Annotated in this window: 10 protein-coding genes and 1 riboswitch; of the genes, 4 read left to right on the forward strand and 6 right to left on the reverse strand. The window is 33.0% G+C overall.

What is annotated here, in order from left to right; all coding sequences use genetic code 11:
- Positions 1 to 99: 99 nt before the first annotated feature.
- A complete protein-coding gene (locus GQR98_RS01340; protein WP_159017932.1) occupies positions 100 to 312 on the reverse strand; it encodes a hypothetical protein in 213 nt (70 codons plus the stop codon).
- 240 nt (positions 313 to 552) lie between these two features.
- Between GQR98_RS01340 and GQR98_RS01345 the strand changes: the two genes are divergently transcribed.
- From GQR98_RS01345 to GQR98_RS01355, 3 genes are read left to right on the forward strand one after another with little or no spacing between them, the layout of a single operon-like run.
- The gene (locus GQR98_RS01345; RefSeq protein WP_159017933.1) at positions 553 to 1,155 is read left to right on the forward strand and encodes a hypothetical protein; all 603 of its coding nucleotides are present in this window, start codon (positions 553 to 555) and stop codon (positions 1,153 to 1,155) included.
- Between the two features lie 2 nt (positions 1,156 to 1,157).
- The gene (locus tag GQR98_RS01350; protein ID WP_159017934.1) at positions 1,158 to 1,898 is read left to right on the forward strand and encodes a tetratricopeptide repeat protein; all 741 of its coding nucleotides are present in this window, start codon (positions 1,158 to 1,160) and stop codon (positions 1,896 to 1,898) included.
- A 53-nt stretch (positions 1,899 to 1,951) separates the two neighbouring features.
- Positions 1,952 to 5,074: a CHAT domain-containing protein gene (locus tag GQR98_RS01355; RefSeq protein WP_159017935.1), complete on the forward strand. Its 3,123-nt coding sequence runs from the start codon at positions 1,952 to 1,954 to the stop codon at positions 5,072 to 5,074.
- Here the strand turns inward: GQR98_RS01355 and GQR98_RS01360 are convergent.
- From GQR98_RS01360 to GQR98_RS01375, 4 genes are all read right to left on the reverse strand, one after another.
- Positions 5,071 to 6,276: a polysaccharide lyase family 7 protein gene (locus GQR98_RS01360; RefSeq protein WP_159017936.1), complete on the reverse strand. Its 1,206-nt coding sequence runs from the start codon at positions 6,274 to 6,276 to the stop codon at positions 5,071 to 5,073. The genes GQR98_RS01355 and GQR98_RS01360 overlap by 4 nt on opposite strands.
- Positions 6,277 to 6,361: 85 nt before the next feature.
- Positions 6,362 to 7,534, reverse strand: coding sequence for a trans-sulfuration enzyme family protein (locus GQR98_RS01365; RefSeq protein WP_159017937.1), 1,173 nt, complete (start codon positions 7,532 to 7,534; stop codon positions 6,362 to 6,364).
- Positions 7,535 to 7,800: 266 nt separating this feature from the next.
- Positions 7,801 to 11,199 (reverse strand): bifunctional aspartate kinase/homoserine dehydrogenase I, encoded by a 3,399-nt coding sequence (thrA, locus tag GQR98_RS01370; RefSeq protein WP_159017938.1) that lies wholly within the window; start codon positions 11,197 to 11,199, stop codon positions 7,801 to 7,803.
- 123 nt (positions 11,200 to 11,322) lie between these two features.
- On the reverse strand, positions 11,323 to 12,597 hold the full coding sequence (locus GQR98_RS01375) for an O-acetylhomoserine aminocarboxypropyltransferase/cysteine synthase family protein (RefSeq protein WP_159017939.1): 1,275 nt from the start codon (positions 12,595 to 12,597) through the stop codon (positions 11,323 to 11,325).
- A 130-nt stretch (positions 12,598 to 12,727) separates the two neighbouring features.
- Positions 12,728 to 12,852: riboswitch (SAM riboswitch) on the reverse strand.
- Between the two features lie 305 nt (positions 12,853 to 13,157).
- Between GQR98_RS01375 and GQR98_RS01380 the strand changes: the two genes are divergently transcribed.
- Positions 13,158 to 13,694 (forward strand): hypothetical protein, encoded by a 537-nt coding sequence (locus tag GQR98_RS01380; protein ID WP_159017940.1) that lies wholly within the window; start codon positions 13,158 to 13,160, stop codon positions 13,692 to 13,694.
- Between the two features lie 174 nt (positions 13,695 to 13,868).
- Here GQR98_RS01380 and GQR98_RS01385 read toward each other — a convergent pair whose 3' ends face one another.
- Positions 13,869 to 16,073, reverse strand: a complete 2,205-nt coding sequence (locus GQR98_RS01385; protein WP_159017941.1) for an ATP-dependent DNA helicase RecQ — start codon at positions 16,071 to 16,073, stop codon at positions 13,869 to 13,871.
- Between the last annotated feature and the right edge of the window lie 195 nt (positions 16,074 to 16,268).

Consider the following 16,268-nt stretch of genomic DNA (forward strand, 5'->3'; position numbering starts at 1 on the left):
TAAATTGTTTTACTTTATATATTCTCTATTTCTTATAGACCTATGCTTCTTAAATAAAGACACCCAAACCTCTAAAGATTAGAGTGTCTTTGATTAGTTTTAATTAACCCATCGTGGTTTAAATGTGTAATTTAATTCTAGATCAGTGTAACTATGTACTCCATTAATATCAGAAGTAAAAGCTGACACGTGGTTCCCTGGAGTAGAATCTCCTCCTGGATATGCGTTTATAGCTTGAACAGAAAACGTAGTTCCACCATTAACATTTTTCAACTCTACTTTGCTGTCTTTAAAATTTGATAATTTTTTCATTTTAAAAATTTATTTAAACACCTACTCTATTTGTATAAGCTTTTCGGCTACCGCTTTTTTTGAGAAACCATTTTTACAACACAACGCCCTTATTAAAAATAAGAAAAGGCTATTACCATGGCTTCCCACGTATATGATGTAGATTAAAAAAATAATAACAAGTTTTTTTTATTTCCCCTCAGAACTGAAAGAAATTCAGAAAGGCAGATATCTTTATTTTTAGTATCATTGTGGTTCCCTATGACAGAAATTAATATCAAAAAAATAATTGATAGCGCCGTTAATGGAAATGAATTTCCTTTTAATAGATTTTTTGAAGATACTTTCAAAAAACTATTACCCAAACTAACCGCTCTCACGAACTCAAGAGACGATGCGCAAGACGTTTTTATAACATCTATGCATAAATTTTGGGAACGCTTTGTTATTAAACAAGAAGAACTACCTCTTAATAGTATAGCCTATATTTATATGATGTGCCGAAACGCATGGCTACATAAAAAAAGACAGCCATGGAACTCTGTTATTTTAGTAGATAATAATGCACACAACCTCAATAAAGCTAAGAATGATATTTTGGTAACAGAGCAGGAAAAAATAGATTTAGAAAACGATATTTCACTAAAGCACAAGGCCTTATCTATTGCCATTAATGTGTTATGTGATAAATGCAAAAAACTTATTGAGGCAGAGCTCGATAACAATATAAAATTAAAAGATTTACAACAAGAAATGGGGTATAATAATTACCAAGCTTTAGTACAAGCAAAATATAATTGTAAAAAAAGACTAGTTAAAAAAGTTACTGAAGCTTTAATTAACTTGAAAAAAAATAATTCTTAATAATGATTCCAGAAAAAGATTTAGACTTAATTACACGTTTTTTCGACTTAGACCTTTCTTATGAAGAATTAAAGGAATTTGAAAAAAGAATATTGCTCGACATAAAATTTCGCGAAAGATGCGAAGCTTATAAGGCAGCCAACGATATAGTAAACACGACTTATCCAGATAAAGATAAACAGACAAGAACAGAAAAATGGAAGCCCCTATTGAACGATAAGGAAACAACAATAGCGACAAAAAAAACACCATGGAAATGGATTGCTGCTATTGCGGCAGGTTTTGTTATAACATTTTTTATTTGGCAACTTAATTCCACATTTCAAGAACCAGACTTAAATAAATTAATTGCTAGTTCTTGGAATAAAAAAATTGGTTTGAATTTTAATACCATTCGTAGTACTAAAAAAGACTCTTTAAAAAGCCTCGTTAGCAGTGCTTATAGCTCTTATAGCGACATGAATTACCAATCTACCATTAACTTACTTAGTGATTATAAAGCGGATACTATTTATTATGAAGATGTTTTACTGCTTAGAGCCTTATCTTTCTATAAAAAAGAGGATTCGGATACTGCTTTAAAAACATTAGACACGCTTTCTAAATACCCTACAGGTAAAAAATCTAAAGTAGCAAATTGGTATAAAGGCCTTATTTATCTTGAACAAGGCGATATAGAAACTGCCGAAAAATTTGTAGAATTACCTAGAAACAAAACTGAAGAATTGAAACTAAGAGAGTGAAAAGTAAAAATATCTAGTAACAAATATTTTTAACGTTTTCAATACTCAAGATAATGAATAAACATCTATTTTTCTTTTGGATCTTAGTTAGTTTTCTTTTTACACCTAGTTTGCATGCTCAAAAAAAAGCTGACACTTTAGCTGCTTCTATAAATTACAAAACAGCAGATTCACTCTTAAAAAAAAGAGATTTTAATACATCTGTTTTTTTATTTAATGAAGCTCTTAACGTATATGAAAAAACAGGTGCTTTCAAAAAAACAGCAGATTGCTATTATAAATTAGGCAATTGCTACGAGGAATCTTTAGATTATAATAAGGCAAAAAAATTTTACGAGAAAAGTTTAAAGCTTAAAAAGGAAAAACTATCAACAAACCATGAGAGTATCTCGATATCGCTTTCGGGTTTAGGACGTTTAAATTTTATTCAGTCTAACTACAAAACGGCTTTAAGTTTTTTTGAAGAAGCCTTAACGGTTTCTTTGAAGGCACATAAAGAGACCGATGAAGTTATAGGAAATAGGTACAATAATATAGGCCTCTGTTATTATAATTTAGGAGACTTACACACTTCATTAAAATACCTAGAGAAAAGCTTAAATATTGATATAAAATCATTAGAAAAAAACCATATAAATATTGGCTTTAGCTATATAAACATCGGACTTATTTATTTTGATCTTATGCAAGATGATAAGGCTATGATGTATTACCAAAAATCTTTACCCTATTTTGTTAAAAATGATTATTATAAAGGGATTTTAGGTGTTTACAACAATACCGGAAATATACTAAAATCTCAAGGAGAATTAAATAAGGCTCTAAATTACTACCAAAAAAGCTTAGCAATAACTCTTGAGCATTTTAAAGAAGAGGTTTCTTTACTGTCATTAATTTACATGAATATTGGCAATACTTACGGCATGTTGGGAGCCTATGATGACGCTCTAATATATTTAAACAAATCTTTGGAGTATTACAAAACCACTTTAGATAAAAACCAAGATAAAATAGCAAAACTGTATGACAATATTGGTTCTCTATATTCTTCTAAAGGAGAATATAATACAGCTCTAAAATATTCTAAAAAAGGATTAACTATTCAAGAAAAACTAGGTAATCATCTTGAAACAGCATATTCACTAAAGCTATTAGGAGAACTCAAATATAAATATGAGTTTTATAATGAAGCTTTAAATTATAATCAAAAAGGACTAAAATTAACTCAAAAAATATATGGAGCTACGCATTTACTAGCTTCAAATTTCCACTACAATATGGGTATTACCCATTATAAAAAAGAAAACTACAAAATTGCCTTAAAATATTTAGATAGCGCTCTTGTTTCCAACTCTAAAAATGCAGATGCGAATAATAGCGCGACCTTTAATCCTAATAATTATTTTGATCACCAATTATTATTAAAAACGACACATAAAAAGGCACAGACATTAGAACTTCAATCTATCCAAACTAAGGATAACGAGCTGCTAGAACAAAGTGCAACACTATATTATCAAGCGGATTATATTATAGATTATATCCGTGAATCAATAAATAATCATCAAGATAAATTAGTGTTAGCAGAACAAGCAAAAGCAATTTATGCAGATGCTATTGCTGCACATGTATTACAGTATAAAAATACAACAGAAAAAAAACATCTAATAAACGCATGGCACTTTACCGAAAAAAGCAGATCTAATACTTTAAAAGATTTACTCAATGATATTAATGCTAAAAACTTCTCAAACCTACCAAGTGAACTCTTGGATTTTGAAAAAAGTATCAAATCAGATATAGCCTACTATCAATCACAAATTGTTGCAGAACAATCTGAAAACATTTTAGATACAGATAAAATTAAGAGCTTTGAAAACGAATTATTTACTATTAATCAAAAGAAAGATTCTTTAATAAAAGTACTTAAAAAGGACTATCCCAAATATTATCAATTAAAGCATAAAACAGAGTCCTTTTCTGTTAAGGATATTCAAGATAAAATAAATAATAAAACGACGGTATTAGAGTTTTTCTCTACTGAAAGTAAAATCTACGCCTTTACAATTTCAAAAAATGATATTTCAATAAAAGAATTAACAATTTCTGAATTAGATAAAAAAATTGAACGCTTTAATGCATCAATAACTTCCGAAAATCTAAATGCTTATAAAAAAATAGCATCAATTTTATATCAAGAACTTATTAAACCCCTAGATGAAAAACTGATAGGTGATGAATTAATAATTATCCCAGATGATATATTATGGTATTTAAATTTTGATTTATTACTCACGAATAACAACAATAAAAATAGCAGAGAACTGCCATATTTACTGAAAAAGTATGCCATCTCTTATTCCAATTCAGCAGATTTATTATTCAATCCTATTGTAAAAAACACTTCAGAATCTAAAACCTTAAAAGAGTGTCTCGCCTTTTCATATTCAAACGTACCAAGTACTAAAAAACCGAATAAAAATAGCGTTTCTCCTGCTAATGATATTAAAGAAGATTTACCTGGTGCGAGAAAAGAAATTGACATGATATCTAAAATTATAGATGGTCAATATTATTATGGAGTTAACGCCGTAGAATCTACCTTTAAACAAAATGTAGAAAAATATAACATTCTACATTTAGCCTTACATGGAGAGGTTGATAATGAAAATCCAGAAAACTCAAAATTGTTCTTCACAAAAAGCAAAGACACCATAGAGGATGACATTTTATACAATCATGAACTTTTTGCTTTAAATATTCCCGCAAATCTTGTTGTATTAAGTGCTTGTAATACTGGTATAGGTGAAATTGCTAACGGGGAAGGTATAATGAGTTTAGGAAACGCTTTTCAATACGCAGGAGCCAAAAGCTTACTATTAAGCAAATGGGAAGTACATGACAAAAGCACTCCCGAATTAATGAAATGTTTTTATTCAAACCTAAAAAAAGGCATGAATAAACCCAAAGCACTCCAACAAGCTAAATTAAAATACCTGGCTAATACAGAAGCATTTTACACCAACCCATTTTATTGGGGAAGTTTTTATATTATAGGGAATACAGATGCTATAAGTTTTAAAAACAATTCAAATAACACCTATTATTGGATTATTGGAGCTCTTTTTCTCTTATCTATAGTATACTTATTTAAAAAATATAAGTTTAAAAATTAATTATTTGTATGGCTTTTTTCAAGTGAATAAAAAGTAGCTTGTACATAATCATCAGCATCTCCAGTATTATTCTGGTTGTAAACACCAGCTTTAAAATACATATATTGCCCGCCTTTATCGTAACCACTGCTCACCATATCAATAGTTTTTATAATATCGGCTTTACCTTCTCTAGAAATAGTAACGGTTAAAGCATTACCAACCACTTTAATTTTATACGAAAACTTTTCACCTAAAGCAATACCATCTTCTGGGTTAGAAGCAGAACTACTTCTAGAACCAATTAAATCGTACCATTGCTCGCTACCAAAACCATCCATAGGTTCGTGTGCAAAATAGATACCACCTAAAGCATTATCTTTCAGTTTTCTGTAATAAAGACGAATAGGCTCATCATCATTGGCATGTATTTGTCCAACAATAACACGACCAATTTGGCTATCATCTCCAGTTGTAGTTACATAATTTACAGCCAGAGTAGCACTCATTTCACCATCGAAACTAGCCGCTGCATTTATATCTGCGGTAGGTGCCGATCCAAAAACCCAATTGTTTTTATTCACACCTTGCGTTTTAATACTTGTATTAGTACCACGTAGCATTTCGCGTAATTCTACTCGAGTATAACTTGTATTTAGAGAGGTTTTAAAACCAGCCACAGAGCATTTAAAAACCATACCACCATCGGTATTAGTATAAAAATATTTACTGTTTTGATAATCTGCATTTATTTGAGCAACCGTTACGGTAACAGATGTACCATCACCCTCATCTTCTGGTATACTTAAATTCCAAGTCGATAAATCGAAATTTTTGGAAGGTGCCACATTAGCGTCTAAAACTCCTGTACTTTCAGCTTTTGCTGCCTGAGTAATTGTTATATTTTTAGAAATATCACCACCAATAACACTTACAGAACCCGTTCGCACAGTAGTATTTGGGTTTGCTGTTACAGAGATATTTATAGTACCATTATTAGTTCCATTTGTAGGAGACAAAGTAATCCAATCATTATTATTAGCTGTGTACCAATACAAATTAGCCGTTACTGTTATTGATTTTGTTTCTTCACTTGCTGAAAACTCAGAAACTGTAGATACATCTAAGATATCAACCTGCTCTTCCTCTCCAGAATCACTAGAATTACAGCTAAACCCAACAGTTAAAAACAAAACCGCACAAACAATATTTAATAATTTCATGATGTAAATAATTTTTATAAAAATAGCATGTTAAATCATGTGAAACTAAAAAAACAATAGCTATTCAGTAAACTAAATGTAAAATCTAAGCAAGAGCCTGCTCTATATCGGCAATAATATCATCAATATGTTCTAAACCTAAAGAACAACGCACCATACCATCAGTAATACCTGCAGCTGCTTTTACAGACGCTTCAACTTTAGCATGCGTAGTACTTGCCGGGTGTGTAACAATAGTTCTAGTATCTCCTAAATTAGCAGATAACGAACACATTTTTATACTATCAAAAAACGACTTCCCGCCTTCTATGCCACCTTCAACTTCAAAAGCCACAATACTTCCTCCCATTTTCATTTGCTTTTTAGCAATGTCATATTTAGGATGCGACTTTAAAAACGGATATTTCACCCATTTTACTTTAGGGTGTGCTTCTAAGAATGTAGCCAATTTTAATGCATTTTCACAATGTCTTTCAACTCTAATCGCTAGAGTTTCTAAAGATTTAGATAATACCCAAGCATTAAACGGACTCATAGACGGTCCTGTTAATCTCGAAAATAAGTAAATTTCTCTAATTAATTCCTTTTTACCAACAGTTACACCACCTAACACACGCCCTTGGCCATCCATTAATTTAGTTGCAGAATGAATTACTAAATCTGCTCCAAATTTTATAGGTTGCTGTAAATACGGCGTTGCAAAACAGTTATCAATAACAAGCAGTAAATTATGCTTTTTACAAATAGCACTTAAAAACTCTAAATCCAACACATCAACACCTGGGTTTGTAGGCGTTTCAGCATAAATAAATTTCGTGTTTGGCTGTATTAAACTTTCTATGGTTTCAACTTCATTGATATTGAAATATGAACATTCAATATTCCATTTCGGAAAATACTTAGTAAACAAACCATGCGTAGCACCAAAAACAGAACTGCAAGACACCACATGGTCTCCAGCATCCAACAACGTTGCAAATGTAGAAAACACAGCAGCCATACCACTTGCAAAAGCAAAACCAGCCTCTGCACCTTCCATTTTACAAACCTTATCTACAAATTCGTTTACATTAGGATTGCTATATCTACTATATAAATCGCGTTGTTTCTCCTCCGCAAAAGACGCGCGCATCTCCTCAGAATCCTCAAACACAAATCCAGACGTTAAGTACAAAGGTACCGAATGCTCCGAAAATTGTGTGTTTTCACTCTGTGTGCGTATCGCTTCTGTTTCAAAATGTTTTTTATTCTCGCTCATTTTATTTCCACTATTCAATAAAGGTTAAAAAACCTCAAAGATTTATTTTTAATATTTTTATTTGGGCATTCCCCTATCGGGTCGGGCTTTCCGCTATATCTTTTTTGAGAAAAACAAAAAAGGATGCCGCATCAATCCCTAATGCACTTACCTGCTATGGTTCGTTTCTAACCAACAGGATTTTTTGTTCTCTTCCAAAGACCTATTAGATTTTAAAAACCTGACAAATCTGAGATTTCCGCCTTCGCGGAAATAGAAAAACAATATTAATTGATATGCTTAGATAATCGTAAAATATCGCCAAACACACCACGCCCTGTAACCTCTGCTCCAGCACCTGCACCTTGAATCACGATAGGTTGCTCACCATAACTCTCAGTAAATATTTCAAAAATAGCATCCGAACCTTTTATTTGTCCTAAAGTACTATCGTTCGGTATAGATACGAGTTTAACCTCCAAAACTCCTTTATCTTGAGATAAATCTCCCGATAAATCACCAATATAACGCAATACATGTCCTGGCTCTTGCTTATCTTTTACAGCCTGGTATTGTTCATTTAAAACATCTAATTGTCCTAAAAATGATTCCACAGATATATTTTGATACGCTTCAGGAATTAAATTCTGTACCGAAACATCTTCAAACTCATTATGCAAATCTAACTCTCTCGCTAAAATTAATAGCTTTCTAGCTACATCATTTCCTGAAAAATCTTCTCTTGGGTCAGGTTCTGTAAATCCTTTGTCGATAGTTTCCTGAATAATTTCACTAAACGGTTTATTTTCAACAGAAAAATTATTGAATAAATAACTCAACGTTCCCGAGAACACCCCACGAATTCTAGTAATATTCTCACCAGATTCGTGCAATAACTTAATAGTATCAATTAACGGTAAACCTGCGCCAACCGTAGTTTCATATAAATATTGTTTCTTATTTTCTTTTAACTGAACACGTAAATCTTTATAAAATTTATGAGAAATGGTGTTTGCAATTTTATTAGAAGATACCAAATCGAAACCAGCCTCTATTAAAGGGATGTAGTTTTCATAAAAACTTGGACTCGCCGTATTATCCACTGCAATTAAATTTTCTAAATGATTTTCTCTTGCAAAAGCAATAATATCCTCAATAGAACTTTCTGTTTCTACCGTTTTAATAGCATCCTCCCAATTAGCATCAACACCATTTTTACTTAAAAGTTGTTTTTTAGAATTCGCAATAGCAAACACATTTAAGTTAATCGCTTTACGTTTTTCAATATCGCTTCTGGATTTTAAAATCTGATTAATCAAAGCGCCTCCAACACCTCCGTGTCCAAAAATGGCAATGTTTATCTTTTTAGAAATTCCGAAAATCTCACCATGAATCACGTTCATAGCTTTATGTAATTGCGATTTTTTAAGCACTAAACTTATATTTCTTCCGGTAACGGTATTGTTAAATAACAACGGCGTAATCTGGTTTTTGATAAGCGCATTAAATGGTTTGTGGAACGAACTTAACTCGATACCAATAATAGAAATAACAGACACATCGTCCACAACATCAATTTTATTAACATCTTGCGAATAGAAATCGTTTTCAAACTCACGTTCTAAAGCAATTACCGCTTGTGTAGCTTGGTTTGCATTAATTATCAACCCTATACCACGCTCTGATGAACCTTGAGAAATAATACTCACACTAATATCGTGGATACTTAGCGCTCTAAAAATTCGAGCATCTACACCACTTTTACCCAATAATCCACGCCCCTCAAGGTTTAAAAGTGCTACGTTATCTAGAACAGAAAGCGATGTCACTTCTTTAGCACTTGGTTTTGCTGTAATTAAGGTGCCTTCATCTTCTGGATTAAAGGTATTTAAAATACGTAAGTTAATATTTTTTTCAACTAAAGGAATGATGGTTTTGGCATGCAAAATAGTGGTTCCAAAGTTGGCCAACTCGTTCGCCTCACTAAACGACAATTCTCTAATCTTTTGAGCATCGGCAACCAAATCAGGGTTTGCCGTGTAAATACCGTTTACGTGTGTATAATTTTGTAACTCTTCAGCATCTAAATAATTTGCAATTAAGGCTGCTGTGTAATTACTTCCATTTCTACCTAAAGTCGTTGTTTCTTCTTTTAAGTTAGACGCAATAAAACCTGTAATTACATTTACAGCATCTTTATGTGCTTTGAAAAAAGCAGTGACATTATCTTTAGATAATTTAGCAATAGGAATTGCATTTCCGAAGTTCTCATCAGTTTTTATTAGTTTTCTAGAATCTACCGCATTAGACTTTATACCTTTTTCATTCAATAAAGCTGCAACCATTTTAATAGATAATAATTCGCCTTGTGCTAAAATAGTATCCTTAATCTTTCCGCTGTAATCTCCAAGTAAACTAACACCTTCAAATAATTTATCAAGCAATGTAAATTCTTCAGTAAAATCAATAGTTTTTAAAGGCTCTTTTTGATAGGTTTTAAACGTTTCAAGTTGCGCTTTGTAATCTATACCTTTTGCAGCTAGATTTAAAACGGCTTCTAACTCATCGGTAGCATTGCCACGCGCTGAAACCACAACCGAAATTTTATCGCCATTATTAACTTTATTTTCAATAATGGTAATTACATTATTCAATCCTTCGCCATTGCCTAAAGATTTGCCTCCAAACTTTAATACTTTCATTCTTTTCTTTTTTGAATCTGGCACAAAAATGCCTTCTATAATTTTTTCTAACTGCTCGTATTCCATTAAAAACGCATCGTGACCGTGTACCGAATGAATTTCGTTGTACGTAACATTCGGGTTGGTTAATGCTAATTGTTTGTGTGTTTCTCTATTTTCTTCTGCTGTGAAAAACAAATCGGAATCGACACCTACAATATGGATATTCGCTTTAATATTTTCTAAGACATTAAAATCTTCTGGTCTATTTTTGGTAACATCAATTGTTCTAAGCAACTGATTCATTAATTTATAAGCTGAAAGCTGAAAACGTTCTTGCAACTTTTTACCGTGATGTAACAACCAACTTTCTACATTAAAAATCTCTAAATCTACATTTTTAGAACGATGAAAACGCTCTTTAAAAGATTCTGGAGTGCGGTAACACAACATGGCGTGCATTCGCGCATCGTGCACCGGATTTTTTGAATTTATTAAAAACTGTTCTTGAATCTGGCAGTTTGCTATAAGCCAATCGGTAGATTTCCAATCGGTTGCAATAACCACCAAATTTTCGGTGAAATCGGGTTGTAAAACCGCCATTTCCCAAGCAATTCCACCTCCTAAAGAACCTCCAACAGCAGCAAAAAGCTTTCCTATTTTTAATTCCTTTAAACCTAGCAAAAATATTTTTGCGACATCGCGTGCTATAAAATCCTTGTAATTTTCAACAACAAAACCGTCGTAACTATTTCCAGGAATATTGAATGCTAAAACGCTGTATAGTTTTGTGTCGATTACTTTATCATCGCCAACTAAATCTAACCACCAGCCATCTTCGCCAGCAACATCACTGTTTCCGGTTAAGGCATGATTTATTAACACAATAGGTGCACTACCCAGTGGTTTTCCAAACACTTGATAACTTAAATTAAGTTCAGCATTAAGCACATCGCTTTCAGTGCGATAATTTTTAATAGTAATATGTTGCAATGGGTGCTTCAATTCTTTATGTTTTTAAAACCGACTAAGTTTTTATTTAACCGACACCATTTTTAAAATCGTGTCGGTTTATTTTGTTTCCTGCAAGATCGCAAAACCTTGCAGGATGTTGTATTATTTTACTAATTATATCGTTGCAAAAGCAGCTTGTAAATCTGCTTTTAAATCTTCAATATCTTCAAGACCAATAGATAAACGCACTAAATCGCTAGACACTCCTGCAGCTTCTTGCGCTGTTTCATCTAATTGTTGATGCGTTGTACTTGCTGGGTGAATAATTAAAGATTTTGTATCTCCAATATTAGCAAGTAAAGAAAACAACTTGGTATTATCGGCAATTTTCTTTGCCGCTTCAAAACCACCTTTATGCCCGAAAGTGACTAAACCACTTTGCCCTTTTGGTAAATATTTATCTGCTAAAGTTTTGTATTTACTGCTTTCTAAACCAGGATAGTTTACCCATGCAATCTCCTCTTGAGCCTCTAACCATTTAGCAATCTCTAATGCATTTGCACTGTGTTGTTTTATTCTTACTGGTAAAGTCTCTAAACCTTGAATAATTTGGAAGGAGTTAAACGGACTTAAAGCACCACCAAAATCACGTAAACCTTCTAATATTAATTTAAAAACATAAGAAGCCGCACCTAAAGTTTCGTAGTATTTCAATCCGTGGTAACCTGCAGAAGGTTCAGTAAATTCAGGGAATTTTCCGTTAGCCCAATTAAAGGTTCCTCCGTCAACAATAGCACCGCCTAAAGACGTTCCTTGCCCTCCAATATATTTAGTTAAAGAATGAATAACAATATCCGCTCCATGTTTTAGAGGGTTTAATAATACTGGCGTAGCCACTGTATTATCTACAATAAAAGGCACTCCGGCCGCTTTAGACTGTACTGCAATAGCTTCTAAATCTAAAACATCTAATTTTGGGTTCCCTAAAGATTCTACAAAAAATGCTCTAGTATTATCTTGCACTGCTGCTTTAAAATTTTCTGGGTTAGACGCATCTACAAACGTAGTTGTAATACCAAAACGAGGTAAGGTTACATTCAATAAATTATACGTACCACCATATAAACTACTAGACGCTACAATATGGTCTCCAGATTTTAAAAGTGTTAATAACCCCGTTGAAATTGCTGCTGTTCCTGAAGCAAAAACAACGGCTCCAACACCACCTTCTACAGCCGCTAAACGATCTTGTAAAATTTGATTGGTTGGGTTGTTTAAACGGGTATAAATAAAACCTAGTTCTTTTAATGAAAATAGGTTTGCTGCATGATCTGAATCGTTAAAAACATACGATGATGTTTGGTAAATTGGCACGGCTTGCGTTCCTCCGTTTGCTTTTACATCGTGTCCTGCGTGTAATGCGTTAGTTGATAATTTGTGATCGCTCATTTTTCTTATTTTTTTAGTTAATTGGTTGCCGCTTTTTGCGATTAAATAAAAAGTCAAATTCACTTTAAAAAAGTGTACTTAATAGAAAAATGTTATAAGAAGTTTTAAAATTGCAGAAAGCAATTCTTGTTAGTTATCTATCCAAACACCAATAAATGAATTGGTAATTTAAGTAGAATTTAGCACCTTCATTACTAAGTGTAAAGGGTTGCTAAGGCTTCAGCGGGTCTATCCCTCCACCTTTCTTGATAACATTTCAGTAAGTTTATTGAACTTTGTGAATGCAAATATTCAATTAATTAAGGTTAATATCCAAATTTTTAGCAGAAAATTTTAAAGTTTTATGATTATCATAACGTTTTGCTGTTTTAAAGGTTATGCCTCACAATATATCGACTTTCTATATTATTATTATTTCCTAACTAAACATCTCTTAGTATCTTGAAAATAAATAACTTCGCCTTGCGATTCGAAACAAAAATCTAGCTAAAATTTTAACTCCTTTCGCAATGTCGAAATAACAACAAATACTGCCATAACCTCATTAACCAAAAGATAAAATGAAAAACACCTTAATTATATTTTTACTTATAATCCCACGATTATTGTGTGCTGATGCATGGGATAATTTAACCTTACAACAAGCAGAACAAGTTTCTGAATTTTTAAATACAGATCCCTATATTTTGGATTATTGCGATTGCTGTAACTATGAAGGTGAATACGCTACAAAAATCTACTTGATGAAGGTGAAATCAACCGAAATTATTACGTGTGATTGGAACTCGGAATACTATAGCGTAAGAGCCGATGTTGATATTTTGGCCGAAATTCCATATATAAAAGAGGGACCTGACATTAATTATGCACACCGATACAAATCGAAAGAAGAGCTAGTAATAACCATGAATTATACATGGGCATATAACGAACAAAAGGAAAAGGCTGCGCCTATATACACAATTATCCCCTACAATATCTACGGAGAAACGAACCCCAATTTGGGTTCTTGCAAGGCGTTTACAAGTTTCCCTAAACCAAAACAGATAAAAAATAGAAAATATAAAAAGTGGTATAATAAAAGATTTCAAATCTAAGAAACGCGATTACTACCCTATTTAACAAAACAAACCATTAACGAACATCCTTAAACCAAGCAATAGCTCGCGTTAGGGATTGAACGGCATGTTTGAAATCCTGTTTGTTTTTCCTTAAAAAAAACAAACAGATTGAGTAGTGAAAGCCCGACCCTTTCGGGTAACACCCATATTTTAGTTGGCTACTTCGCTAATAAATTTTATACGGTATAATCGAAGTTCTTCGTCGTCGTAATCACCATCAAATTCTTCAATAGCATCAGATATACTATCAGTACTAGACTCCATAAAATAATCGTGAATTTCTTCTTGTTGATCTTCATCTAGAATATCGTCTACCCAGTACGTAATATTTAATTTAGTACCAGAATACACAATGGCTTCCATTTCTTTAATAAAATCGCTCATAGACATCCCTTTCGACGATGCAATATCATCTAGCGGAAGTTTACGGTCTACGTTTTGAATAATGTACAGCTTGTTTGCGGAGTTGCTCCCTGTAGATTTCACAACTAAATCGTCAGGACGTGTAATATCATTATCTTCTACATATTGCGCTATAAGTGCCACAAAATCTTTACCATACTTCTTAGCTTTTCCGTCGCCTACACCGTGTACATTACCAAGTTCAACAATGGTTACAGGATATTTAAGCGCCATATCTTCTAAAGATGGATCTTGAAAAACCACAAATGGTGGTACACCTAATTTTTTAGCATTCTTTTTACGTAAATCTTTTAGCATACGCATTAAAGTAGCGTCGGCAACGGCATTTGCACCTTTCGCTGCCGTAACTACAGAGCCATCTTCTTGTGCGCCATCAAAAATATGATCTTCCGTCATCATGAAAGATTCTGGATTTGCTATAAAATCGCGACCAGCATCTTTTAATTTTATAACACCATAGGTTTCAATATCTTTTTTAAGAAATCCTGATACTAATACTTGGCGCAAAAGGGCCATCCAGTATTTATTATCTCTAGCTTTCCCTTTTCCAAAAAAGTCTTGCTCGTTGGTTTTATGAGAATTTATAAGTGCGTTTTCTTTACCTATAATAACGTTTACCAAATCTTTAGATTTGTACTTCTCGTTGGTTTTAGAAATGGTATTTAGTAGAATTTTAACTTCGTCTTGGGCTTCCACTTTCTTTTTTGGATGCCTAACGTTGTCGTCCATATCTCCACCTTCGCCGGTTTCGGTATCAAATTCTTCTCCAAAATAATGGAGAATAAATTTACGTCGGGAAATAGAAGTTTCTGCGAAAGCAACAACTTCTTGCAGTAAGGCATGCCCAATTTCTTGCTCGGCCACTGGCTTACCAGACATAAATTTTTCTAATTTCTCTATATCTTTATAAGCATAGTAAGCTAAGCAGTGCCCCTCGCCACCATCGCGACCTGCACGACCGGTTTCTTGGTAATAACTTTCTATACTTTTTGGGATGTCGTGATGGATTACAAAGCGTACATCGGGTTTATCGATTCCCATACCAAAGGCTATGGTTGCTACAATAACATCACAATCTTCCATTAAGAATTTATCTTGATGGCTCGATCTTGTTTTTGCATCTAAACCTGCATGGTAAGGCAACGCGTTTATACCGTTTACTTGTAAAACTTGCGCCAACTCTTCTACCCGCTTACGACTTAAGCAATATATAATACCCGATTTACCATCGTTTTGCTTTACAAAGCGAATAATATCGGCATCTACATTTTTAGTTTTTGAGCGTACTTCGTAATATAAATTGGGTCTATTAAAGGAAGCCTTAAATGTTGTTGCTCCCGAAATGCCCAAGTTTTTAATAATATCTTCTTGTACTTTAGGTGTTGCCGTTGCAGTAAGGCCAATAATTGGAATATTATCGCCTATACGCCCGATAATATGTCTTAAATTTCTATATTCTGGTCTAAAATCGTGTCCCCATTCACTAATACAGTGCGCCTCATCGACGGCCATGAATGATATTTTTACAGTACGTAAAAATTCAACATTTTCCTCTTTTGTTAACGACTCCGGAGCCACATAAAGTAATTTGGTTACCCCATTTACAATATCTTCCTTTACCCGCTTAACTTCGGTTTTGTTTAGAGATGAATTTAATACATGCGCAACGCCTTCTTCATTCGAAATCCCTCGAATAGCATCAACTTGATTTTTCATTAAAGCAATTAGTGGCGATACCACAATTGCTGTACCTTCTTGCATTAACGCAGGTAGTTGGTAACATAGCGATTTACCACCACCTGTAGGCATGATCACGAATGTGTGATTGCCCGAAATAATACTTGTTACTACATCTTCTTGCAGTCCTTTGAATTGATTGAATCCAAAATATTTTTTTAAGGCACTGTGTATTTCTTTTTTAACTGTCAACATGAATTGTATAAATTATTTCTTACTTGCAAATTGTATACACACAAAAGCCTGTTAATTGCTTTCAATTTCATTGCGTATTTAGAGAGTCTCAATCTTTTTTTCGTTAGTTTTGCAACGAAAAAAACAAGTTAAAATAAAATTAATTTGGTTATCAAGTTTAAAGATAATAAAATCTTTAATGCTTCAACTATAAAA

The organism is Algibacter sp. L3A6 (genome assembly GCF_009796825.1).
Taxonomy (GTDB): domain Bacteria; phylum Bacteroidota; class Bacteroidia; order Flavobacteriales; family Flavobacteriaceae; genus Algibacter.

Excerpts from the sequence above, each read along its gene's own strand:
- GQR98_RS01340 (WP_159017932.1), bottom strand. The coding sequence starts at position 312 with ATGAAAAAATTATCAAATTTTAAAGACAGCAAAGTAGAGTTGAAAAAT.
- GQR98_RS01345 (WP_159017933.1), top strand. The coding sequence starts at position 553 with ATGACAGAAATTAATATCAAAAAAATAATTGATAGCGCCGTTAATGGA.
- GQR98_RS01350 (WP_159017934.1), top strand. The coding sequence starts at position 1,158 with ATGATTCCAGAAAAAGATTTAGACTTAATTACACGTTTTTTCGACTTA.
- GQR98_RS01355 (WP_159017935.1), top strand. The coding sequence starts at position 1,952 with ATGAATAAACATCTATTTTTCTTTTGGATCTTAGTTAGTTTTCTTTTT.
- GQR98_RS01360 (WP_159017936.1), bottom strand. The coding sequence starts at position 6,276 with ATGAAATTATTAAATATTGTTTGTGCGGTTTTGTTTTTAACTGTTGGG.
- GQR98_RS01365 (WP_159017937.1), bottom strand. The coding sequence starts at position 7,534 with ATGAGCGAGAATAAAAAACATTTTGAAACAGAAGCGATACGCACACAG.
- GQR98_RS01375 (WP_159017939.1), bottom strand. The coding sequence starts at position 12,597 with ATGAGCGATCACAAATTATCAACTAACGCATTACACGCAGGACACGAT.
- GQR98_RS01380 (WP_159017940.1), top strand. The coding sequence starts at position 13,158 with ATGAAAAACACCTTAATTATATTTTTACTTATAATCCCACGATTATTG.
- GQR98_RS01385 (WP_159017941.1), bottom strand. The coding sequence starts at position 16,073 with ATGTTGACAGTTAAAAAAGAAATACACAGTGCCTTAAAAAAATATTTT.